Source organism: Rickettsia endosymbiont of Oedothorax gibbosus (assembly GCF_936269705.1).
GTDB lineage: Bacteria > Pseudomonadota > Alphaproteobacteria > Rickettsiales > Rickettsiaceae > Tisiphia.
The window spans coordinates 898,286-921,388 of record NZ_OW370493.1; the positions used below are offsets into that span (position 1 = coordinate 898,286).

Sequence of the window (23,103 nt, forward strand, 5' to 3'; positions counted from 1 at the left end):
CATGAAAAAAGATATCACAGAATTATATAGTTTTATAGATGATTTTTGTAAAATTTATTTGGAGTATGAACAGAGAAAGTTATTACCATCAAATAAGCAAAGAAATCGCTGTTGTAGCATGAGTCTAAGTGAAATGTTAACAATAATAATTATGTTTCATACATCCTATGCTAAGAATTTTAAATTTTTCTATAAAAGTTATATAGAGTGCATGCATAAGGATGATTTTCCCAAAGCCTTGAGTTATAATAGATTTGTTGAATTAATGGCACGATTATTCATACCGCTAAATATGTTGATTCATTTGTTGTTTGGTGAGGAAACAGGTATTTATTTTATTGACTCTACAACGATTAAAGCTTGTCACAATAAAAGGCGTTATAGCAATAAAGTTTTTAAAGGATTAGCCAAACATAGTAAATCCTCTATGGGGTATTTTTATGGTTTTAAATTACATGTAATAATCAATAATAAAGGGGAGTTTATGGCATTAAAAGTGACCAAAGGCAATGTAGATGATAGGGTTCCAGTACCGGAGTTAACAAAAAGATTAACTGGAATTATAGCAGCTGATAAAGGTTATATTAAGCAAAATTTGTTCTTAAATTTATATGAAAGAGGCTTAAAAATGATTCATGGAATTAAGAAGAATATGGAAAATAAATTAATGGATTTGAAAGAAAAAATCTTACTTCGAAAGCGTAACTTAATTGAAACAGTTTTTGATTATCTAAAAAATAAAATGAACCTTGAACATACTAGACATAGATCACCAATAAATGCCTTTGTCCATATATTATCTACTCTTGTTGCTTACTCATTAAAGAAAAATAAACCTTCAACAAAATTTGATTTTAATCTACATGTTCACAATATCCTTATCCCGAATTGACGTACTTTGATCTTTATTGAGCAAAATGATAAAATAGAGTTAGAAAAAATATTAAAAAATAGTTTAACTAAAGAAAAAGGAGAAGAACTTATGCCTAGTATAGCTCAAGTATGGAAAGAAGAAGGGATTCAAATCGGAGAGGCTAGAGGTGAAGCTAAATTAATAAAAATGATGATAAAAAATGGCAACTCTATTGAGGAAGTGGCGAGAATGACTAGATTATCTATTACAAGAATCAATGAACTATTGAAAGTACAGTAAACTGGTACTTATTAGCAAGGCGTTACTTTAGTAGTGACTGAAGCCAAAGGTAGAATCGAGGGTAAAACCGAAGCAATGAAAGCTATAGCAAAAACTATGCTACTAAACATAAGGCTATTAATGAGACCATTGAATTAACAGGTTTATCTAAAGAGCCAATCGAGAGAGTAAAATGACTGACCCTCGAATTGCTAGGCTCTGTCATTTTTGAATTTATAATTGTTGAGACTAGTTTGAATTATGGAGCAGTTTGAAGCCTATTCGTTATTATTTACCGATAGTTTAGTAGGTAATTTAGTTATAAGTTTAGATAGTGAACTAATTGTTCATTCTATGAAAATGTTTGGTGTTTATAATAATTTAATAATAGTGGTGGTAGCAACTATTGCTTCATTAGTTGCTACTAGTATAAATTATTTTTTTGGTATAATGTTATGGAGAATTTTTTATTTTTATAAAAATACCCAGATTCATACTAACCAGCAATTATTATCTCAGTTTTTTTTTAAATATAACATATTGATATTATGGCTTATATTCATACCATTATGGGGAAAATTCATTCCTTTAATTGCCGGCTTTACTAAAATAAATTTTATAAGGGTTTTAGCTATTAGTGGTGTTATAAAATTATGCTATTATAGCTATAGCATTTATATAATCTAACTAATAAGAAATTAATGAACCTCTATAGAATTAACCCATCATCATCGTTTTTAGATATATTAGCTGATTTCATCTTAGATAATTTCAGTGAGAAGAATTCTATTAGCACTCTTAAGGTTATATTGCCTAGTGGTTTCGATTGTTGGAATTTACAAAATATTTTGATTAACAAACAGCATATTGCGATTTTGCCAAATATTATTCCTTGGTCTAATATTATGGCTGAAGGTGAAGAAATTTTTACTATCGCATCAGAAAATTTACAGCCGATAACGTTTTTGCAAGAAAAAATTATCCTGGCAGAAATCATTCATAATTATCATGATTTACAATTCAGTATAACCCAATCTTTACAATTTTGTTCAACAATATCTGAGTTATTTTACCAGCTAGCTTGTAATAATTTATCGATAGATTCGGTAAATGAAATAGAAAAAATTAATCCATCGCAACATTGGAGTGTTATTTATCAATTTCTTAAATACGCCCATTCTGAATGGCAAGAGAAGATAAAATTGTTAGGAAAGCAAGATCGGCTAAATTATCAGCTCACTATGATGGATGCAGAGATAGCAAGGCTGAAAAGAGCCGATACTAGTTTGATAGTAGCCGGTATAGTAGGGCATAATCCCATATCATGGAATTTCTTAAAGAATGTTGCTAATTCACCGGATAGTTTTATAATTTTACCGTCTATTAGTACGTGTCATTCCCGCGTAGGCGGGAATCTAGATCCCTGCTTACGCAGGGATGACATGATAAATGTTAATCAGGCTATAGTCAATTCAGGAGAAGTTGATGCTAGGAGCGATGGAGCGACGCCTATAAGTAATAGGCGAGCATTGAGCGACGACGTCACCAACTTCTCATCAATTGACTATAACTATAATCATGAAGAAGATTGCTTATATAACTTTAAAAAATTACTGACAATTCTCAATAAAAATTTATCAGATTCCCAACTTTTGGGCGATCAGCAGCCAAATCATTTGCTTTTCGATCGGATAATTTCTGATGAATGTCATTCCAGCAATCCTTTATGTCATTCCCGCGTAGGCGGGAATCTAGATACCTGCTTACGTAGGGATGACATGCAAAAAGGCGAGAATCTAGATACCGTACCTGATGAGCCTAAACGATTAGCTGTAGATCATATAAAATATTATGAGCTTGAAGATATTTTTCAAGAGGCAGAGCAAATAAGTCTGATTTGCCAACAATATAGTGATAAGAAAATAGCTATTATTGTCAATAATCAAACAACCAAGAATTTTTATTGTAATTTTTTGACCAAATATTCCCTAGAATTCCAAGATTTGCTAGGTAATAATTTATCAAAAACGCTAATTAGTTCTCTAATAATTGCCATTAGTGAAATATTATGTAATGATTTTGATATAAAAAAGTTATTTTTACTATTAAAGAATCCTTTGATTAATCATAAATTAGTTCAAAGATTAGAGATTTTAATGAGTGATAAAAACCGCTTTATCCGGCAATCTGATCAAATGCTGGCTCTAGTAGAAAAAACCAATGATAGTGCATTAATAGAATGGTGTAAGAAGCTAATAAACTTACTTTATAGCAATAGTGGCAATAATTTTGCTATAATATTAAAATCCTCGATTAGCATTGCTGAAAAACTTTACCGAGATATTTGGCATGAGCAGTCAGCTGCTGAATTATCAAATTTTTTATCGGGGTTAATAAATACTAATTGTAATTTAACCTTAGATAATAAAAAAGATTTTCCAAAGTTACTGAAGGGTTTAATGTCTAATTGTAAGTATTTTGCTCATAATAATTATTCTAAAAATATAATTATTGGTAAAGCAGAAGATTTAATATTACTTAAATTTGATTTAGTAATTTTAGCTGACTTTAATGAAGGATGCTGGTCATCATCCTCATCTATCAGCCAATGGATTAATGAGCAAACGTTAAAAAAATTACATATGGTTGTGGGAACTTCTATCTATCAATATTATTTTTATTTATTTCTGCATAATGCCCAAGTAATAATTACTAGATCAAAAAGACAAGATGGTAAATCTGGTTTGTTACCATCGAATTTGTTACTAAAATTGCAACTTATTGCACAACAGAACTTGTTGCATCAAAATTTGATTGCAGAAAATTGTTTGACATTAACCCTATATCATTCCAGCGATCCTTTGTGTTACTCCCGCAATCCTTCGTGTCACCCCCTCAATCCTTTGGGTCATTCCCGCGTAGGCGGGAATCTAAATCCCGCACCGAAGCAATCTACTAGGGAAATGGTTGGTAATGGATTGCTTCGTCAGCTGACACCTCCTTGCAATGACGTTAGTAGCCCAATTTTTCCTGATACAATATCAGTTACTGATATAGAAATGTTGATACGGAATCCTTATAGTTTTTACGCTAAGAAGATTTTGAATGTCAGGAGTAGAGATAGGGTAGGGCAGGAGCCTAAAATATCTGAATTTGGTAGTTTTGTTCATAAGGTTTTAGAGCAATATTCAAAAAATTATAACAAGTTAGAGAATAACAAAATTGGCTTAATATTGGATATTAGTAATAATCTTTTACAAGATGTTATCTTACCAACCTATACGCAAAAAATTTGGCAAATAAAATTTATGCCTATTGCTGAGTCTTTTGTTGAATTTGATGAACAACGTAGAAATGGTTGTAAATATATTTATTCTGAAACTAGAGGAGCAATTTCATTAAATATTGCTGGGCAAGAATTAACAATAATTGGAGTGGCTGATAGAATTGAGATAGATGAGTTTGGGGTAGCGGTCATTATCGATTATAAAACCGGTAGCTTACCTAGTAGAAAAGATATAGAAACTGGGTTATCCCCGCAGCTAATAATTGAGGCGTTAATGCTACAAGAAGGTGGTTTTGGTATGCAAATCCATAACGTTAAACAGGTTGTTTACGTAAAAATTTCTAGTTCAAAGCCAATAATCCAAACTTTAGAGATAGATATCACTAGAGAGGCATTGGCTAGGCATAAACAAGGTATGATACGATTACTAGAATATTATATAACGAATAAAAGCTTTTCGTATGATATTGATTTACTAAAACATGATGACTATGCCTACTTGGCTAGGAGAGATTAGGTTGCTGTGAACATTTCTCTTTAATGGGCGATTTCTTTGTTGTTTTTGTCCTCGAATCCTCATGCACATTTAGTCATATCTTTGCCCACAAGTTGTAAGAGGTGGAAAAATAATGTAATAATATCAACTAAGAAAATCATAAAGTTGGTATTGATATGAATAAATGGGTAGAAAGTGAAGTAGAATGTGTAGATTTGGGAGATGAGAGATTAACCTGAATATTGCATGAGAAGAGATTAAACTCGATAATCAAGTTTCCCGACTTCAGTGTTGTTGTGCCAAAAAATGGCTGACAGAAGAGGAAATGATAAAATTTGCAGGCACAACAAATTATTTTAGTTGTCGCTACACATATTTGTTCGAATATAAAAATTTCAAAATAATCCTATAATAATTATTAGCTTTACTACTTGATTATTCAGCAATTCCAAATATGACATTATGGATACATAGGGAAATTTTAGCATTGCGATCCACTCAACTTTAAGACGAATTAAGGTGGTCCCCTTTGTCTAGACAAAAATTTAGATAAATAGAGATATAATTCACAAAAATTAAATTGTTGTTTTTATACAATATTTTTTTCAAAATATACACATTCTGGATTTTTATAATCCAAAGCTTGATGTATCCTTTGTCTATTATAAAAGTCCATATATTCGTTAATTGCTGTCTTTGCCTCCTTTACTGTTGTTAGAATAATCCGATAAATTTTTTCCTGTTTTAATGATCGCTAAAAACGTTCAATAAAAATATTATCTAAGGCTCGTCCCTTACCATCCATACTAATCAAAATATTATGTAGCTTTAGCATACTAATAAAATTCTCCGAGGTAAATTGTACTCCTTGATCAGTTTAAATATTTTTGGCATACCATATTTTTCTATAGCGTCTTCAAGGGCTGTTACACAAAATTCACTTTCCAAACTAATGGAGATTCGCCAACTTAGAATATAACGACTATACCAGTCAATAATAGCTACTAAATATACGAATCCTTGGCTCAGTCTTATATACGTTATATCTGCACTCCAAACCTGGTTTGGCAATACTATTTCTAATCCTTTTAGTAAATAAGGATATATTTTATGCGCTTGATTCCTCTTGCTTAAATTTATTTTAGGATAAACAGCTTCAAGACCCATTATCTTGTAGTAACGTCTAACAGCTTTACGACCTACCGAAAAACCTTGGGCTTGTAAATATTTAGCCATCCGCCGCATACCATAATATGGATGCATAGTATAGGTCTCATCAATTATTGCCATAATCTTGATATCTTGTTCACTAATACCAGTAGGTTGATAGTAATAGGTTGACCTGCTAATATCCAATAACTTACACTGTTGTACAATTGTTAACTTATTATGATTAGGCTCTATCATATTACACCTAACCTTTAATTCCAAACAATGCAGATTTTTTTTTGAGCCAGTCACACTCAACGCTTAACTGACCAATTTGCTCATATAGATTCTTGATTAACCCCTGCTGATTTGGATCAGCACTCTGTGTTTTATTCTTAAAACCTTGTACTAATACCAATTGCAATAATTAACACGGTGTGTTTATCCAGTCTCTATACATAATTGATTTTACTAAATCTACATTATGAGCAAATTGATTCCAAGCGTAACAAGCCATAGTGACGATATCTTCATATACACCATAACATTGGTTAGACAAGAAATGATTTTTGATCCATTCCCAAACTTGTTCCATTGCATTAAGTTCCGGTGCATAGGGCGGAAGCGGTATCAAAGTGATATTGCTTGGCACAGTTAGTTTTTTGGCTGTGTGCCAACCTGCATTATCCGTTAGTAAAGCTATATGTCGGTTGCCTTGAATACTGCGAGAAAGCTCTTCTAAGAATTTATTCATTGCCTGTGTGTTTGCATATGGTAAAATTAATGCAAAAGCTTCTCCTGTATCATGGCAAGCAGCTCCATAAATATATGTTGAAATGAATTGCTGTTGCCGAACTTTACGGGGTCTAGTGCCACGCTTAGCCCATATACGAGTTAAGCTACCTTGTTGCCCAACTCGAGTTTCATCCTGAGACCATATATCAACTTTACATCTATCGATATTTTTTGGTAATAATTTTGTTAACATGTCTGGGAAGTTTTTTTATATGTATTTTGAGTCTCTTGATTTGACTTTGGATGCATTGAACGAGAAGTAATCCAGCTAAAACCAAGGCGGTGCATAGTATTGTAGACTGTTTTTAAAGCGCATTTAGCACCATATTCCTCAAGTAACATGATATGTAGCTCCTTTCCAGTTATATACCCACCAGTTTTACTTTCACTGAGCGTATTGATTTTATCAAAAAGAGCAGACTCTTGTATAGTGTTAATCTTCCTAGGGGCGCCGCTTCTTTGTGATTCAAATAATCCTTCAAAACCATGATTCCTAAATCTTCTGAGCCATGATTGCACAGTTTTCCAGTGTGACTTCACTATTTCAGATATGGCTTTTAAAGATTTGCCTAATTGAAGGTGATACATCGCCAATAAACGTATACGATTTCGACCATGCGGCTCATGTTTCATCATTTTTATAAAATCATGACCATGAAAACCTTGTGGTAATATTAACCTAGCCATTTGAGTACCTTTATCAGTTAAAAACCCATTTTACACCACTGCGTTAATTATTGCAATTGGTATAACAACTCAAGACCTTGTTTTTTCCAGTTACTGATCTGTGTTGCATGAACACCATACTTACCAGCGATTCCAAATATGTCATAGAAGGAAGGTAAGTAAAAGGATATGGAATAAGTTTTTCGTAGAGGAATAGTTAAAAAAGTAGTCAAAGTTGGATAAATTATCTAAGATAATATCAATATAATATTGGTATCAAGTTATGCATTCAAAGAAACATTTAAGTTTTAGTGCAATCAGAAGTATGATTGCAGATAGATTTGCTGGTATAGAAGATAGAAGGGGTGTAAATAGTAGTAATAGTATAGCAGATATTATGTTATCTGGTTTGGCGTGTATGTATTTTCAATCAGTATCTTTGCTAGAATTTCAAAGGCGTATGGAAAGGAAGGAACAACGTAATAATCTGCGTAGCATGTTTACAGTACAATCGCTTCCTAGCGATCAGGGGATGAGGAACGTAATAGACCAAGTAGATAGTGACGTAACGTTTAGACCTATTTTCAAAGAATTATTTAGTAAATTACAACGAGGGAAGCATCTAGAACAATATCAAATATTTCCTGGTAAATACTTATTAAATGTTGATGGTACACAATATTACAGCTCTGATAAAGTGAGTTGTAAACGTTGCCTAATTAGAGGGCATAAAAATAACCAATATCATTGTCATCAAGTATTACAAGGGGCTATTGTAAAATTTGGGTTACGACAAGTAATACCAGTAATGCCTGAGGAAATTCGTGTACAAGATGGTGATGAGAAAGAGGATTGTGAGACGAATGCTTTCAAGAGATTTTTGACAAGATTTAGAAAGGATCATGATAAATTAGGGATAATAATCAATGCTGATGCCTTATATGCAACAACTCCAGTGATAGAAACAATTCGTGATCATAAAGCTAATTATATTTTTAAAGTAAAACCCAATAATCATAAGACATTAATGGATAATGTTCAATCTGTAGATAAATCAAAGATAGAGACATTGAGCCTTAGAAGGAACAAATTGATAATTGAATGGGTTAATGATGTTGAATTATTTACTAGCACTAAGGTAAGAACAAATTATATAGCGGCATGGGAGCTAGTGCCGCAGAAAGATGGTAGTAACAAAAGTCAGTATTATGGTAAATGGATTACTGATCTAGAAATCACCTCAGATAATGCTAAAACAATAATAGACGGAGCAAGAGCACGTTGGAAAATAGAGAACGAATGCTTTAATAGCTTAAAGAATCATGGTTATAATATAGAACATAATTACGGTCATGGTTCTGAGAATCTATGTTATAATTTCTACAATTTTACTTTGTTAGCATTTACTATTCATCAAATACACCAATTAGTTGATAAATTATTTCAAGAAATGAGGGAGCAATTTGGTAGATTAGGATCGTTATGGGAACGAATAAGAAGTTTAGTAGACCTTTTTTTCTTTGAATCAATGGAAATGTTATGGGAGATATTAGCTGGCAAACGAGATTACAGAGTCCCGCCAATATAGATTCGACCTATCAAAAGCTTTTTCTAGAGCAATAGACTTATTTATTGCTAACCGTTGGTTTTTACCAAATTGATTACAATAACGTGAATTATGATAAGTTTGTATAAAAATATTTATAGAATTCAAGAAAATACATACAAATCTTTAACAGAAAAATAGATTATTCGTCTTAAAGTTGGGCTCTGTACAAATAAGTGTGTAAATTTTTCAAAGGTTATATAAAAATATAATATAACAAAAGGAGAAATTATAATGCGTCACAAACAAAATGAAGCAATGAATCAAGCAATAGATTTATTAATAAATAATGATACAGATATATCAACTTTATTTAAAGAGGATGGTTTATTAAAACAATTAACCAAAAGGCTTGTAGAGAAGGCATTGCAGTCAGAGATGAATAATCACTTAGGATATGATAAATATTGTCATACTGATAGCAATAATGTTCGTAATGGTAGTAAAGTAAAGAATCTAGTAACAAATAATGGAGTTGTAGAGATTGGGGTTCCAAGGGATAGAAGTAGTACATTTGAACCTGCATTAATTCCGAAGCGTCAAAGACGTATTGAAGGATTTGATGATAAAATAATATCGTTATACGCTAAAGGAATGAGCTTATCTGATATTAAGATTCAAATGCAAGAATTGTATGGAGCTGACGTTAGCGAAAGTTTGATAAGTCAAATTACTGATGATGTAATTGAGGATGTCAAGATATGGCAAAGCCGACCATTGGATCGAGTATATGCTATAGTATTTTTTGACTGTTTAGTAGTAAAAGTACGTCAAGATAAACGAATTATCAATAAGTCTGTATATGTAGCATTAGGTATTGATTTATCTGGAAGGAAGGATATTTTAGGATTGTGGAACAGTGAAAATGAAGGAGCTAAATTTTGGCTTGGTAATTTTACTGAGATGAAGAACAGAGGTATGCAAGACATGCTTATTGCTTGCAGTGATAATTTAACCGGTATGTCTGAGGCAATAGAAGCAGTTTTTCCGAAAACCGAACATCAATTATGTATTGTACATCAGATTAGAAATAGTTTAAAATATGTATCATATAAAGGCCGAAAAGAATTAGCGGCTGATTTAAAGCCTATATATACTGCTAGCACAGAGGAAGAAGCACATCTTGCTTTAGAATCTTTTGAAGCTAAATGGAGTAAACAGTATCCACAAATTGCTAAATCTTGGTATGTTCATTGGGAAAATTTAATGGTTTTTCTAGAATACCCTGAGGCGATAAGGAAAGTAATATACACAACTAATAGTATAGAATCTGTCAATAGCCAATTACGTAAGGTTACTAAGAATAAAAGGGTTTTTCCAAATGATAATGCCGTTTTTAAGACCTTATATTTGGCAATTGATTATATGACCAAGAAATGGGTTATGCCGATTCCGAACTGGAACGCAGCTATGGCTCACTTTTTGATAAAATTTGAAGGTAGAATTTAAGCCCTATGAAAAATTTACACACTTAATTAGAAAGGCTCTAAAATTTCCCTATGTATCCATAATGTCATATTTGGAATTGCTGCTTTGATGGTAGATTTTCCATGAGATTTTTGGCTATTTCACTATCTGACATGCCATTATTTTTTGTAGACTGCATATATATAGCTACTAATTTTACCATTTTATCGCAAAACTCAGACTGCAGCATTTGAGAAGCTTCTAGTTTTTGCCTATTCATTAAATCTATAGTCTCGAGTTTTTTGCTTTCTAAGAATTTATCAATTTCCGCGTTTTGTTGTTCAATTAGATTATTGGCAGCTTCTTTGCCATCTTTGAGCATCTCTTCTCTTAGACTATCAAGCTGTTGTATTTGCTTTACAGCATCTTCAAATAGTAAAACCATATCTTCGTTAAGCTTTTGGGCTTCTGCAACTTGGTTTTTAATAGCAATAATTTTGTCATCTAACGATTTTAAAATTATATTTTTTATCGGTCTATAGACTAAATACAAAAAAATTAGGAAACAAATGGCTAACCAAAATTTTTCATCAAATAATTCCATTATTTCATCCCATTACTTTATCTTTTTGTAAGATTCTCTTAGTAATTCTAAATCAACTTGTTGATTGGTAATTTTTTGAATTAATAATTTTGCTAAATTGATACATGAATCATTTTCATCAAGCCAAAACGATTTGTTAATTGTCTCTATATCATGACGATTATTTTCAATTTGTACTTTCAATTGATCATCGAGCTGCTTTTTCTTTGATATAAAAGATGCTTCCATTACATCTGTAGCTTCTTTCTTAAGATTTTCTACGATATTTGATATTTCTTCCATCTTACTAGCATATTGCTTGTGCAGACTATCAGCTTTTGCTGCTAGACTTTCTGCACTAGCAATATTAGTATCTATATAGGATTTCCTATTCTTAAGAATCTTTTCAGTTAACGGTACGATGAATTTATCAACGAGAAGGTATAAGAAGCTGAAAGCAAATACCAACCAAAAGATTTGTGAACAATAAAAAGCAACGTCAAACTGAGGCATAGTTATATTAAGTAAATATCAACAAAATTGCAATTACAAACGAGAATAAGCCCATAGCTTCAGTAAGCCCAGCTCCAATTAACGCTACTCTTTGTAATTGATCACTAGCTGAAGGGTTACGAGCAATTGAATTTAGCAATGCACTGAATATATTACCTACACCAATGGCAGCACCTAGCATACCAATAGCCATAAGTCCTACACCAATAAATTTTAGAGACGTCATGTCCATATTATATAAACTCCTAAATATAAAAATTTCTAATGTGAATTTACAGCATCATTCAAATATACACAAGCAAGAATTGTAAAGATATAAGCTTGAAGTATTGCTACAAAAATTTCAAATCCAATAAGGATAATAATTAATGGAATTGGCAAAAATTTAAGGAAAATCATTAATGATACTATAAATCCTGCCATTACCTTTAATAATACATGTCCTGCCATCATGTTAGCCGCTAATCTTAAAGATAAACTTATGGGTCTTGCTAAATATGCAAATAATTCTATTATGATCATAAGCGGAGCTAACCAAATAGGCGTACCTTTAGGTAAAAATATTGATAAAAAATGGAGACCATGATTAATAAAACCAATAATTGTCACCATAAAAAATATCATAATTGCTAAGGCGAAGGTTACCGCTATATGGCTAGTAACAGTGAATCCGTAAGGAAGCATTCCGAGCAAATTACATAATAAAATAAACATGAACAAAGTAAAAATTAATGGTATAAATTTACGCCCCTTCTCTCCAACATTTTGACTTAACGTCACTGTAATTATATCATAAATTATTTCAGCACTAAGCTGTAATCTAGACGGAATAATTTTTTCTGCTTTTAAAGCTAAATAAAAATACGACAGAACTATAACCCCAGCAAGCACCATATACAAACTGGAGTTGGTAAAACTAATATCAAAACCAAATAAATTAATTTCTACTAGTTTCTTTATTGCAAATTGATCTAAAGGACTATGTGACATTATTTTTTATTATTTAATTTTTGCCAAATTATTCTAAACCCAACAAACGTACCTATCAATAAGAATATTATAACACAAAATGGTTTAGAATTAAACAACTTATCTAATGCAAAACCAGCAATCAACCCCAGCATCACGCTAGAAACCAAATCTAGTGCAATAACAAACGCATCAATTTGCTTTTCTGGATTAGGCTTAGGACGCCTCTGATGACTATTTGTTTTAAATTTCTTAATCCTTTCTTGGATATCTTTTAATTTCTTTTGTGCCATGTATACTCAGATAGAAAATCGATAATTGCGTTGTCGTTATTCAAGATCGCAGGTAGTCACATACTAATTTTGATCTTCGTCTACCAGTCTTCAAACGATAGGAGCATATACTTTTTTATCATTTAATAGGGTGAGTAGTAGAGCTGCTTAATGCTTTATCAATTTCCTTAGAAAGAGTTTGTAAATCATAGCCGTTGGTTTGTATACCATTAACAAAGAATGTAGGTGTACCAACAAAATTTGGAGCACTAGCAGCAAGGTTAGTATTGGCTAGTAATGTTTCAACAATTTGGTTATCATTAAGACATTTAGCATAAGTTTTTGCTGACACTCCACCAATTTGAGCTATATTTGTTAGCAATTCACGATATCTATTACTGACTCCCCATTTATCTTGTTGCGACAATATCACACTTTGGAATTTAAGAAAACTATCTTTATTATTTTGACAACGCTGCAAAATTGCTGCATCTAAATCCTGTTTATTACCAATAAACTCACGAATTATGTAAGTAATTTTATTAGTGTCAATATATTTCTTTTTAAGCTTCGGTAGAATTGTGTCATGATAATAGGCACAATGTGGGCAAGTTGGGGAAAAATACTCAACTACCACCACATTTGCCTCAATATTACCAAGTATTATATCATTTTGACTAACATTGAAAGTTGGTTTATAAGATATCTGTTTCGGGCTAACAACCTGCACATCAGTCTTCACATCAACAGATTCAACTGTAAAATTCTTTGTTGTTTCTAGAGGCTTCTCCGTATTAGTTGAAGTCGTAGAGTCTTGTTGTTCTACTTCCTGATCATCTACTATTATGTCTAATTTATCATTAGCAGAGTTGTCATTATTTTCTTCCAATGGTGCTTTTTCCTGACTTACCTCTGCCTTATTATCAGCTAACTTGTTTTTATTATTAGATGTATCACTTTCTTCTGAGCATGATATCAACAATAATGAAACTAGAATGATAATGATAGTATGCATAGTCTGGATATATTCTTTGAAGTTAAATTAAAACACAAATGTTATATAAATATAAAGTTTTACTTACCTTTAAGCAATAAAAACTTGTATTTTTAAGGCAATATATTTTATCTTACCTCCATATCTGTAAGAATTACATTAAATTTCAATGAGTTATTGGTTGATTTACTAATTGGGTGTATAATATTGGTAACTTGGTTGATTTATTTTTTTAAGGCTAATGACTATGTCCAAACTTGAAGCAGTTACTGATATAATTATTATTAACATGTTACGTTCTCAAAATTATATTGATGGGAATTTTAATAATATTAATAAAAATGTATTAGTTTGGGCAAGAAAAGCAGAGAATTCAATAATCAATGACATCTTATCAAATGCTTCAAAGAAACAAACTGGTAATCAAGGATATCCAGAGTTTATTATTTATGACCAAGAAAGTAATCTAGTTATTGTTATAGAGAATAAAAGTGATATCAAATATCATATATATGAAAAAGATATTGTGCAATGTGTTGCAGATTATGCAGTAAATGGTGCGTTATGGTACGCATCATTTTTAAAGAATCAATTTGATACTATTGCCATTGGGGTTTCTGGTAGTACAATTGAAACATTAAAGATTGATACATATGGTTGGAAAAAATCTGCTGAAACATTTACAAATTTTAACATCAAGCAAATCAAAAAAATTGAAGATTATCGCAATCTGATCCATCAACAACAACGAATTATCAATAATTTTGAGCAATTAAAGCTGCTTAGTGAAAAATCTAAATTAATCAATGAATTTCTTCGTAGTTATTTAGGAGTATTGGAACACAAAAGGTTATACGCACTTGGCTCAATACTTTTTGCTTTGGAAAATCCTGCCTTTAAAATGTGTTATTCTTCTTTTAATAATAATAAAGAACTTGCACAATTTTTGTATCAAACTTTAGATAGAAAGATAAAAAACGCTGGACTTAGAAAAAAAGAAATCATTAAAAGTGAATTACAACCAGTATTACGTCAATTCGGGATAAGGATATTGTGAACATGTAGATTAAAATCAAATTTTGTTGAAGGTTTATTTTTCTTTAATGAGTAAGCAACAAGAGTAGATAATATATGGACAAAGGCATTTATTGGTGATCTATGTCTAGTATGTTCAAGGTTCATTTTATTTTTTAGATAATCAAAAACTGTTTCAATTAAGTTACGCTTTCGAAGTAAGATTTTTTCTTTCAAATCCATTAATTTATTTTCCATATTCTTCTTAATTCCATGAAATGAATCATTTTTAAGCCTCTTTCATATAAATTTAAGAACAAATTTTGCTTAATATAACCTTTATCAGCTGCTATAATTCCAGTTAATCTTTTTGTTAACTCCGGTACTGGAACCCTATCATCTACATTGCCTTTGGTCACTTTTAATGCCATAAACTCCCCTTTATTATTGATTATTACATGTAATTTAAAACCATAAAAATACCCCATAGAGGATTTACTATGTTTGGCTAATCCTTTAAAAACTTTATTGCTATAACGCCTTTTATTGTGACAAGCTTTAATCGTTGTAGAGTCAATAAAATAAATACCTGTTTCCTCACCAAACAACAAATGAATCAACATATTTAGCGGTATGAATAATCGTGCCATTAATTCAACAAATCTATTATAACTCAAGGCTTTGGGAAAATCATCCTTATGCATGCACTCTATATAACTTTTATAGAAAAATTTAAAATTCTTAGCATAGGATGTATGAAACATAATTATTATTGTTAACATTTCACTTAGACTCATGCTACAACAGCGATTTCTTTGCTTATTTGATGGTAATAACTTTCTCTGTTCATACTCCAAATAAATTTTACAAAAATCATCTATAAAACTATATAATTCTGTGATATCTTTTTTCATGCCTGTAGTTTGTTTTTTTGTTTAAAAATATAAATACTGCAGGCACTCCTTTTTGACAATCCTTTTATCTATTACTATTTCATCTATATCTTATCCCGAACTGACGTATTAAGCAAAATTTGTTCTTAAATTTATATGAAAGAGGCTTAAAAATGATTCATGGAATTAAGAAGAATATGGAAAATAAATTAATGGATTTGAAAGAAAAAATCTTACTTCGAAAGCGTAACTCAATGATAGGTAAGCCACTAGTTTGACTAGTGAGACCATCAAGGCTTGGCCTTTAGATTTAGTATAAAATAAAAAGTTATCATATATAACTTCTTTGGCTTGACGGTCAAAGGAGAAAATATATGACAACATACGAAAGTTTAAATCATTCTAAATGGGATTGCAAATATCATATTGTGTTTATTCCAAAGTGTCGTAAAAAAGAATTGTACGGGAAGGTTAGAAAATATCTTGGGAACGTATTCCATGAGTTAGCTTTTCAACGTGGGAGCAAGATCATAGAGGGGCATATGGTACAAGATCATGTGCATATGCTCATCAAGATTCCTCCTAAATATTCTGTAGCTGAAGTAATAGGCTATATCAAGGGGAAAAGTGCTATAGCCGTTGCTAGGCAGTTTGGTGGACGAAAACGTAATTTTAATGGAGAAAAGTTGTGGGCTAGAGGTTATGCGGTCTCAACTGTAGGATTTGAAGAGAATCAGATCAAACACTACATTAAGAATCAAGAGCAACTTGATAGTTTAGGCTCTGACGAATCAGGAGAATTTTAATTAACAATGGCAGCCCTTTGGGCTGCTCATAACCGTCAAGCCCCTCGCTTTGCGAGGGCGTTCTGACTTAATTGAAACAGTTTTTGATTATCTAAAAAATAAAATGAACCTTGAACATACTAGACATAGATCACCAATAAATGCCTTTGTCCATATATTATCTACTCTTGTTGCTTACTCATTAAAGAAAAATAAACCTTCAACAAAATTTGATTTTAATCTACATGTTCACAATATCCTTATCCCGAATTGACGTATTTCCTTAAACCATTCAATATGAAAGCCAGCGTCCATAATCACAATAACCCTTTTTCCATCAGGTATTATACCAATTGCAATAATTAACGCAGTGGTGTAAAATGGGTTTTTAACTGATAAAGGTACTCAAATGGCTAGGTTAATATTACCACAAGGTTTTCATGGTCATGATTTTATAAAAATGATGAAACATGAGCCGCATGGTCGAAATCGTATACGTTTATTGGCGATGTATCACCTTCAATTAGGCAAATCTTTAAAAGCCATATCTGAAATAGTGAAGTCACACTGGAAAACTGTGCAATCATGGCTCAGAAGATTTAGGAATCATGGTTTTGAAGGATTATTTGAATCACAAAGAAGCGGTGCCCCTAGGAAGATTAACACTATACAAGAGTCTGCTCTTTTTGATAAAATCAATACGCTCAGTGAAAGTAAAACTGGTGGGTATATAACTGGAAAGGAGCTACATATCATGTTACTTGAGGAATATGGTGCTAAATGCGCTTTAAAAACAGTCTACAATACTATGCACCGCCTTGGTTTTAGCTGGATTACTTCTCGTTCAATGCATCCAAAGTCAAATCAAGAGACTCAAAATACATATAAAAAAACTTCCCAGACATGTTAACAAAATTATTACCAAAAAATATCGATAGATGTAAAGTTGATATATGGTCTCAGGATGAAACTCGAGTTGGGCAACAAGGTAGCTTAACTCGTATATGGGCTAAGCGTGGCACTAGACCCCGTAAAGTTCGGCAACAGCAATTCATTTCAACATATATTTATGGAGCTGCTTGCCATGATACAGGAGAAGCTTTTGCATTAATTTTACCATATGCAAACACACAGGCAATGAATAAATTCTTAGAAGAGCTTTCTCGCAGTATTCAAGGCAACCGACATATAGCTTTACTAACGGATAATGCAGGTTGGCACACAGCCAAAAAACTAACTGTGCCAAGCAATATCACTTTGATACCGCTTCCGCCCTATGCACCGGAACTTAATGCAATGGAACAAGTTTGGGAATGGATCAAAAATCATTTCTTGTCTAACCAATGTTATGGTGTATATGAAGATATCGTCACTATGGCTTGTTACGCTTGGAATCAATTTGCTCATAATGTAGATTTAGTAAAATCAATTATGTATAGAGACTGGATAAACACACCGTGTTAATTATTGCAATTGGTATAATAGAGTCAGTAGACAGAAAATTATTATTAAAATATTATGAACGTGTGATGGTTTTTGCACCTAGCAATATTCTAGATTTTGCCCCGACTATAAAATATGCCACCATGGCAATATTCTGTAGTGTAAGACTGGAGCTATTGTTGGATGCCTTAATAGATACCATGATTAAACTAATTAAAAAGATGCGAGCCGGAGCAGAGAAGCATGTAGACCGTCATATTCTTCAGGAAGTTAAGCGTGTTGACGGAAAGTTTGATATTCTAGAAAAGTTGGCTATACTAAATGCAAAAAATCCTAAAAGCATTATTGAGGACAAAGTTTATCCGGTAGTGCCTCAGGAGAAGCTGGAAGAAGTAATTGAAGATCTACAACATCGTGGTAGTAAGTGGTATCAGGCTCAGGTGCGAGAAAAAATGCATACCACCTATGCTTATGGCAATAGAGGTAGTCTACTTGCGATAATAAGAATATTACAAATTTCTGAAGATCATATTGATTATCAACCTATCTTAAAGGCAATTCGTTTTATCAACCAATACTGGAATGAATCAGATTTAGCTTACTATATTAATATCCCACCAATCAATAGAGCTATCCCACAGAACTGGTATAGCATGATCTTTAAAATAGAAAAAGGTCAATTGCGAATAAATAAATATAATTATGAACTAGCCATATTAGAACAGATTAAAGAACTTCTTGGTTTTAAAGCTATTTGGGTTAATAAAAGTTACCGTTATAGAGATCCGAATAAGGACTTACCGAAGGACTTTATTGAGAAACGAGAATCATATTATGAGTTACTTGGGTTACCGCTAAAATTCGAGGAGTTCGTAGAAAAATTAAAGACTTCACTTACTAACAGCTTAGATGCATTAAATGCAAATATTCCTAATAATCAGTTTGTAAAGATCCAACAAAGTAAAGTTGGTAACAATATAAAGCTTACTCCCTTAGACTCACAGGATGAACCTGATAATATTATTAAGTTACAGCAAGAAATCAATAATAAGTGGTCAAGTATACACTTAATTGATATTTTAAAAGAGTGCGATCTAAGAATCAATTTTACTAAGGAACTTGAAACTGTTGGTAAAAGCAGCAATATCAATAGTTCTGATCTACAAAGAAGACTATTACTATGTATATTTGGCATTGGTAGCAACACCGGATTAAAAAGAATCAGCATTGCTAATGATAATGTTAATTATAGTGATTTACGTTATGTAAAAAAACGCCATATTAATGCTACAAACATTAGAAATGCTATTCGTACAATGGTTAATAACGTTTTAAAAACACGAAATCCTGATGTTTGGGGAGAGGCTACTACAACAGTGGCCTGTGACTCAACTCATCTGTTTGCTTGGGATCAAAATCTAATGAGCGAATGGCATTTTCGTTATGGTAAGAAAGGAGTAATGATTTATTGGCATGTTGACAAGAAATCATTATGTATTTACTCGCAGTTAAAGGATTGCACCTCATCAGAGGTAGGTAGCATGATAAAAGGCATTATTGACCATGATACGGACATGGACATGAATCGTGTATTTGTCGATACCCATGGACAAAGTGTAATAGGTTTTGCCGTGAGTTATTTACTAGATTTCTCCTTATGCCCGAGACTAAAGGCAATCAATAAGCAAAAATTGTATTACGTTGATTCTAGAGATAGAAATAAATATAAAAATATTTCAGAGATCCTAAAGGGAAGTATAAATTGGGAGTTATTAGAAGATAATTACGATGAGACTGTCAAACATATGGTTGCCCTAAAACTAGGAATAGTTACACCATCCGTATTAATCAAAAGATTTAGTAATAATAATTACGCTCATCCGGTATATAAGGCACTGGTAGAACTAGGCAAAGCCAATAAAACCATATTTTTGTGTAAATATTTATCCTCGGAAGAATTACGTATTGAAGTTAATGAAGGACTAAATATTGTTGAACGCCTTAATAATGTAATGGATTTTATTTTTTACGGTAAACTAGGTCACATTGCAACGAACAATATTGAAGATCAGGAATTATCGGTATTATGTTTACATCTGTTGCAGGTATGTATGGTTTATATCAAAACACGTCAATTCGGGATAAGGATATTGTGAACATGTAGATTAAAATCAAATTTTGTTGAAGGTTTATTTTTCTTTAATGAGTAAGCAACAAGAGTAGATAATATATGGACAAAGGCATTTATTGGTGATCTATGTCTAGTATGTTCAAGGTTCATTTTATTTTTTAGATAATCAAAAACTGTTTCAATTAAGTTACGCTTTCGAAGTAAGATTTTTTCTTTCAAATCCATTAATTTATTTTCCATATTCTTCTTAATTCCATGAATCATTTTTAAGCCTCTTTCATATAAATTTAAGAACAAATTTTGCTTAATATAACCTTTATCAGCTGCTATAATTCCAGTTAATCTTTTTGTTAACTCCGGTACTGGAACCCTATCATCTACATTGCCTTTGGTCACTTTTAATGCCATAAACTCCCCTTTATTATTGATTATTACATGTAATTTAAAACCATAAAAATACCCCATAGAGGATTTACTATGTTTGGCTAATCCTTTAAAAACTTTATTGCTATAACGCCTTTTATTGTGACAAGCTTTAATCGTTGTAGAGTCAATAAAATAAATACCTGTTTCCTCACCAAACAACAAATGAATCAACATATTTAGCGGTATGAATAATCGTGCCATTAATTCAACAAATCTATTATAACTCAAGGCTTTGGGAAAATCATCCTTATGCATGCACTCTATATAACTTTTATAGAAAAATTTAAAATTCTTAGCATAGGATGTATGAAACATAATTATTATTGTTAACATTTCACTTAGACTCATGCTACAACAGCGATTTCTTTGCTTATTTGATGGTAATAACTTTCTCTGTTCATACTCCAAATAAATTTTACAAAAATCATCTATAAAACTATATAATTCTGTGATATCTTTTTTCATGCCTGTAGTTTGTTTTTTTGTTTAAAAATATAAATACTGCAGGCACTCCTTTTTGACAATCCTTTTATCTATTACTATTTCATCTATATCTTATCCCGAACTGACGTGTAAGTATAAAAATAGTAGAAAGCCAACTATAAACTATAATAAAGTACATCTTTTACTAAAATTAAAGGTGTATTATGGAAGACACAGATTTATGTTGGATAGAACAAGAATTTAGTGGTATAAGTTTTAGAGATATGAGGTTGGTAAAACGTTTTAAGTATATTTTAACCTCAGTTTGATGTAAGAGGAAGGTTGAGATTGTTTAATTTTCCAAAAGCTACAGAAATTTTATTAGGCTTAAAAACATAGGCAAGCAGTCCAGCTAATACGTTAGTTTGAAAATTCATAACAGATCTGTGCCTTGTATGGTCTATATGACAAAGGTTTTTTAGTTGATCGTTAATGGTTTCAATAATATACCTTTTATTTAAAAACCGCTTTTTAATAGGATCTATTATTCTTTCTTTCATATTACTTTTAATTTTTGTTATTAGTTCTAAACCTTGATTAGCAAGGGATTGAGTGAGTTTTTTACTGATATACCCACGATCACCAAAAAGCCAGCCTTGTAATTTATCTACTAAATTTTCCACCACTGCTCTATCATCAACATTTCCTGGAGTTAAAGAAAAACTCATAATCTCTCCGCAACTGTTAATGACAATATGTAGCTTACAACCAAAGAACCACCCAGTGGAAGTCTTACCTCTTTTTGCTATGTCTTTGAATACTTTATGTCTATTAATTCTTAAATTATGGCAAGCAGGAAGTTTAGTAGAGTCGATATAATATTGACCAGTTTGTTTTCCTGATAGGCTTTTTAGCAGTAACACCATGGGCATGAAGCTCATTGGCATTAACTGAACAAAACGACTATAGCTCACAAGTTTTGGAAATTCCTTTCTATAACTTTGACATAGGCAGCATAAATAAAAATCTTTAAAGGTACGGTAGTGACTCAAGTGAAACATTACTATAATAGTAATAATCTCTGAGAGTCCTATACTGCAAACTACTTTACGCTTACGGTTAGGATTTGGTAATATATATTTATTTTGCTCCGTATCAAAATGCTTGCAAAAATCATCAATTAAGCAGAAAATCTCCGTAATAGGGATCATAATATATTCTCCAATTTTGTTGTTATTATTCGAGAACTTTATAATCCCTCCCTTCTTACTTTTCAAATATTCTTTCTAACAAACTGGTTTGAAAGAAGGTTTTATTTTTACCATAGCTCACCACCAACAGTTTGTTTATGTTATTACATAATGCTTAGCATTTTGTTTGGTGCTTACGTCAAACTCAGGTTAGGAAACCAATAAAATAAATAACCACCATAATATTATTCTTTTTTTAGTTGTTTATTTGCTAAATTGAGTAATTTTTGATCAAAAGAAAGAATGGGTAAATCTGTAGTAACTGCTTTAGCTAGAAGAATACAATCAACTATATGCAAATTATATTTTAAATAATAATCTAAAGCTAATAAAAAATAGTTCTTATCACTTTGAATTCCTTTATAAGTTAGCATCTCAGATAAGGTCAAAGTTATTTTATCCCTGGGAACTTTATAGAAAGAAGATAAGACAAATATTACCTCCGTAAATACTGTTTGTTCAATTATAAGAGTAATATGACCGGTTTTAGCTTGTTCAAATATTTCTTTGGTTTTACTAAACATTTCTGGATTATCGGCAATAAGATAACGAAGGATAAAGTTGCTATCACAAATATATTTCACTTCACTACCTTATTAGCTTCTTTAGAATAGGTATTATCAAGCCATGCTTGTTGTCTGATTTCATCAAATGAAGGTTCTGAATCTTTACGATAAATAGAAAGAGCTCCCCCAAGGTCACAGACAGGGGATAATATTAATTGATTATTATCATTAACCTCTAAGGTAACAATGTTAGATTTTAAAATATCTCTAACTTTCTTTGGTAAGACAATCTGCCCCTTAGAACTAATAGTAAACGTATTAATATACATTTGGATAATACCTAAATAGTTAATTTATATAATAT

The 23,103-nt window shown here is 31.6% G+C and carries 26 protein-coding genes and 4 pseudogenes; 14 read left to right on the top strand and 16 right to left on the bottom strand.

Going from position 1 to position 23,103, the window contains the following annotated elements; genetic code table 11:
• Position 1: 1 nt before the first annotated feature.
• The 4 genes from NBW66_RS04935 (at position 2) to NBW66_RS04950 (ending at position 4,935) form a co-directional block, all read left to right on the top strand.
• The gene (locus NBW66_RS04935; protein ID WP_250310582.1) at positions 2 to 892 is read left to right on the top strand and encodes an IS982 family transposase; all 891 of its coding nucleotides are present in this window, start codon (positions 2 to 4) and stop codon (positions 890 to 892) included.
• A gap of 6 nt (positions 893 to 898) precedes the next feature.
• Entirely contained in the window at positions 899 to 1,153 is a 255-nt protein-coding gene (locus NBW66_RS04940; protein WP_250311909.1) for an RpnC/YadD family protein, read from the top strand.
• A gap of 240 nt (positions 1,154 to 1,393) precedes the next feature.
• The gene (locus NBW66_RS04945; RefSeq protein WP_250311910.1) at positions 1,394 to 1,819 is read left to right on the top strand and encodes a YqaA family protein; all 426 of its coding nucleotides are present in this window, start codon (positions 1,394 to 1,396) and stop codon (positions 1,817 to 1,819) included.
• Between the two features lie 14 nt (positions 1,820 to 1,833).
• Positions 1,834 to 4,935 (top strand): PD-(D/E)XK nuclease family protein, encoded by a 3,102-nt coding sequence (locus NBW66_RS04950; protein ID WP_250311911.1) that lies wholly within the window; start codon positions 1,834 to 1,836, stop codon positions 4,933 to 4,935.
• 568 nt (positions 4,936 to 5,503) lie between these two features.
• On the opposite strand, the pseudogene NBW66_RS14910 reads toward NBW66_RS04950, so the two are convergent.
• The 5 genes and pseudogenes from NBW66_RS14910 to NBW66_RS04970 form a co-directional block, all read right to left on the bottom strand.
• Positions 5,504 to 5,653 (bottom strand): annotated as a pseudogene (locus tag NBW66_RS14910) (IS3 family transposase); the annotation flags it as partial.
• 89 nt (positions 5,654 to 5,742) lie between these two features.
• Positions 5,743 to 6,321 carry a DDE-type integrase/transposase/recombinase gene (locus tag NBW66_RS04955; protein WP_250311912.1) on the bottom strand — a complete coding sequence of 193 codons (579 nt, stop codon included), beginning with the start codon at positions 6,319 to 6,321 and terminating at the stop codon, positions 5,743 to 5,745.
• Positions 6,322 to 6,328: 7 nt separating this feature from the next.
• Positions 6,329 to 6,487 carry a hypothetical protein gene (locus NBW66_RS04960; protein WP_250311913.1) on the bottom strand — a complete coding sequence of 53 codons (159 nt, stop codon included), beginning with the start codon at positions 6,485 to 6,487 and terminating at the stop codon, positions 6,329 to 6,331.
• Between the two features lie 3 nt (positions 6,488 to 6,490).
• Positions 6,491 to 7,051, bottom strand: coding sequence for an IS630 family transposase (locus NBW66_RS04965; protein ID WP_250310543.1), 561 nt, complete (start codon positions 7,049 to 7,051; stop codon positions 6,491 to 6,493).
• Positions 7,045 to 7,545, bottom strand: a complete 501-nt coding sequence (locus NBW66_RS04970; RefSeq protein ID WP_250310542.1) for a helix-turn-helix domain-containing protein — start codon at positions 7,543 to 7,545, stop codon at positions 7,045 to 7,047. The genes NBW66_RS04965 and NBW66_RS04970 overlap by 7 nt, the downstream gene beginning before the upstream one ends.
• Before the next feature lie 262 nt (positions 7,546 to 7,807).
• Between NBW66_RS04970 and NBW66_RS04975 the strand changes: the two genes are divergently transcribed.
• Together NBW66_RS04975 and NBW66_RS04980 are read left to right on the top strand one after the other, a co-directional pair.
• Positions 7,808 to 9,112 (top strand): transposase, encoded by a 1,305-nt coding sequence (locus NBW66_RS04975; RefSeq protein ID WP_250311217.1) that lies wholly within the window; start codon positions 7,808 to 7,810, stop codon positions 9,110 to 9,112.
• A gap of 252 nt (positions 9,113 to 9,364) precedes the next feature.
• Positions 9,365 to 10,579: an IS256 family transposase gene (locus NBW66_RS04980; protein ID WP_250311914.1), complete on the top strand. Its 1,215-nt coding sequence runs from the start codon at positions 9,365 to 9,367 to the stop codon at positions 10,577 to 10,579.
• 64 nt (positions 10,580 to 10,643) lie between these two features.
• Here the strand turns inward: NBW66_RS04980 and NBW66_RS04985 are convergent, their stop codons facing one another.
• The 6 genes from NBW66_RS04985 to NBW66_RS05010 form a co-directional block, all read right to left on the bottom strand.
• Complete coding sequence (locus NBW66_RS04985; protein WP_250311915.1) at positions 10,644 to 11,141, bottom strand: F0F1 ATP synthase subunit B family protein; 498 nt, start codon at positions 11,139 to 11,141, stop codon at positions 10,644 to 10,646.
• Positions 11,142 to 11,153: 12 nt separating this feature from the next.
• A complete protein-coding gene (locus NBW66_RS04990) occupies positions 11,154 to 11,633 on the bottom strand; it encodes a F0F1 ATP synthase subunit B family protein (RefSeq protein ID WP_250311916.1) in 480 nt (159 codons plus the stop codon).
• A 7-nt stretch (positions 11,634 to 11,640) separates the two neighbouring features.
• Complete coding sequence (locus NBW66_RS04995) at positions 11,641 to 11,865, bottom strand: F0F1 ATP synthase subunit C (RefSeq protein WP_094649518.1); 225 nt, start codon at positions 11,863 to 11,865, stop codon at positions 11,641 to 11,643.
• Positions 11,866 to 11,894: 29 nt separating this feature from the next.
• The gene (locus NBW66_RS05000; RefSeq protein ID WP_250311917.1) at positions 11,895 to 12,623 is read right to left on the bottom strand and encodes a F0F1 ATP synthase subunit A; all 729 of its coding nucleotides are present in this window, start codon (positions 12,621 to 12,623) and stop codon (positions 11,895 to 11,897) included.
• Entirely contained in the window at positions 12,623 to 12,895 is a 273-nt protein-coding gene (locus NBW66_RS05005) for an AtpZ/AtpI family protein (RefSeq protein WP_250311918.1), read from the bottom strand. The genes NBW66_RS05000 and NBW66_RS05005 overlap by 1 nt, the downstream gene beginning before the upstream one ends.
• 118 nt (positions 12,896 to 13,013) lie before the next feature.
• Entirely contained in the window at positions 13,014 to 13,889 is an 876-nt protein-coding gene (locus tag NBW66_RS05010) for a DsbA family protein (protein ID WP_250311919.1), read from the bottom strand.
• A gap of 226 nt (positions 13,890 to 14,115) precedes the next feature.
• Here NBW66_RS05010 and NBW66_RS05015 point away from each other — a divergent pair, with 226 nt between their 5' ends.
• Complete coding sequence (locus NBW66_RS05015) at positions 14,116 to 14,925, top strand: hypothetical protein (RefSeq protein WP_250311920.1); 810 nt, start codon at positions 14,116 to 14,118, stop codon at positions 14,923 to 14,925.
• Here the strand turns inward: NBW66_RS05015 and NBW66_RS05020 are convergent.
• Positions 14,901 to 15,796: pseudogene (locus NBW66_RS05020) on the bottom strand (IS982 family transposase). The gene NBW66_RS05015 and the pseudogene NBW66_RS05020 sit on opposite strands and share 25 nt — an antisense overlap.
• A gap of 107 nt (positions 15,797 to 15,903) precedes the next feature.
• Here NBW66_RS05020 and NBW66_RS05025 point away from each other — a divergent pair.
• From NBW66_RS05025 to NBW66_RS05050, 6 genes and pseudogenes are all read left to right on the top strand, one after another.
• Positions 15,904 to 16,026, top strand: a pseudogene (locus NBW66_RS05025) (transposase); the annotation flags it as partial.
• A gap of 123 nt (positions 16,027 to 16,149) precedes the next feature.
• On the top strand, positions 16,150 to 16,581 hold the full coding sequence (gene tnpA, locus NBW66_RS05030) for an IS200/IS605 family transposase (RefSeq protein WP_250310729.1): 432 nt from the start codon (positions 16,150 to 16,152) through the stop codon (positions 16,579 to 16,581).
• Positions 16,582 to 16,630: 49 nt separating this feature from the next.
• Positions 16,631 to 16,834: pseudogene (locus tag NBW66_RS05035) on the top strand (transposase); the annotation flags it as partial.
• Positions 16,835 to 16,969: 135 nt separating this feature from the next.
• A complete protein-coding gene (locus NBW66_RS05040) occupies positions 16,970 to 17,470 on the top strand; it encodes a helix-turn-helix domain-containing protein (protein ID WP_250310542.1) in 501 nt (166 codons plus the stop codon).
• Entirely contained in the window at positions 17,464 to 18,024 is a 561-nt protein-coding gene (locus NBW66_RS05045) for an IS630 family transposase (protein ID WP_250310543.1), read from the top strand. The genes NBW66_RS05040 and NBW66_RS05045 overlap by 7 nt, the downstream gene beginning before the upstream one ends.
• Positions 18,018 to 20,159, top strand: a complete 2,142-nt coding sequence (locus NBW66_RS05050) for a Tn3 family transposase (protein WP_250311921.1) — start codon at positions 18,018 to 18,020, stop codon at positions 20,157 to 20,159. The genes NBW66_RS05045 and NBW66_RS05050 overlap by 7 nt, the downstream gene beginning before the upstream one ends.
• On the opposite strand, the gene NBW66_RS05055 is transcribed toward NBW66_RS05050, so the two are convergent.
• Entirely contained in the window at positions 20,135 to 21,025 is an 891-nt protein-coding gene (locus NBW66_RS05055) for an IS982 family transposase (protein ID WP_250310582.1), read from the bottom strand. The two genes, NBW66_RS05050 and NBW66_RS05055, sit on opposite strands and share 25 nt — an antisense overlap.
• A 182-nt stretch (positions 21,026 to 21,207) precedes the next feature.
• Here NBW66_RS05055 and NBW66_RS14920 point away from each other — a divergent pair, with 182 nt between their 5' ends.
• Positions 21,208 to 21,312 (top strand): transposase DNA-binding-containing protein, encoded by a 105-nt coding sequence (locus NBW66_RS14920; RefSeq protein ID WP_410525818.1) that lies wholly within the window; start codon positions 21,208 to 21,210, stop codon positions 21,310 to 21,312.
• Here the strand turns inward: NBW66_RS14920 and NBW66_RS05060 are convergent.
• The 3 genes from NBW66_RS05060 to NBW66_RS05070 form a co-directional block, all read right to left on the bottom strand.
• Positions 21,304 to 22,194, bottom strand: coding sequence for an IS982 family transposase (locus NBW66_RS05060; protein ID WP_250311922.1), 891 nt, complete (start codon positions 22,192 to 22,194; stop codon positions 21,304 to 21,306). The two genes, NBW66_RS14920 and NBW66_RS05060, sit on opposite strands and share 9 nt — an antisense overlap.
• A gap of 224 nt (positions 22,195 to 22,418) precedes the next feature.
• Complete coding sequence (locus tag NBW66_RS05065) at positions 22,419 to 22,817, bottom strand: PIN domain-containing protein (protein ID WP_094649822.1); 399 nt, start codon at positions 22,815 to 22,817, stop codon at positions 22,419 to 22,421.
• The gene (locus NBW66_RS05070; RefSeq protein WP_094649821.1) at positions 22,814 to 23,068 is read right to left on the bottom strand and encodes an AbrB/MazE/SpoVT family DNA-binding domain-containing protein; all 255 of its coding nucleotides are present in this window, start codon (positions 23,066 to 23,068) and stop codon (positions 22,814 to 22,816) included. The genes NBW66_RS05065 and NBW66_RS05070 overlap by 4 nt, the downstream gene beginning before the upstream one ends.
• Positions 23,069 to 23,103 lie beyond the last annotated feature (35 nt).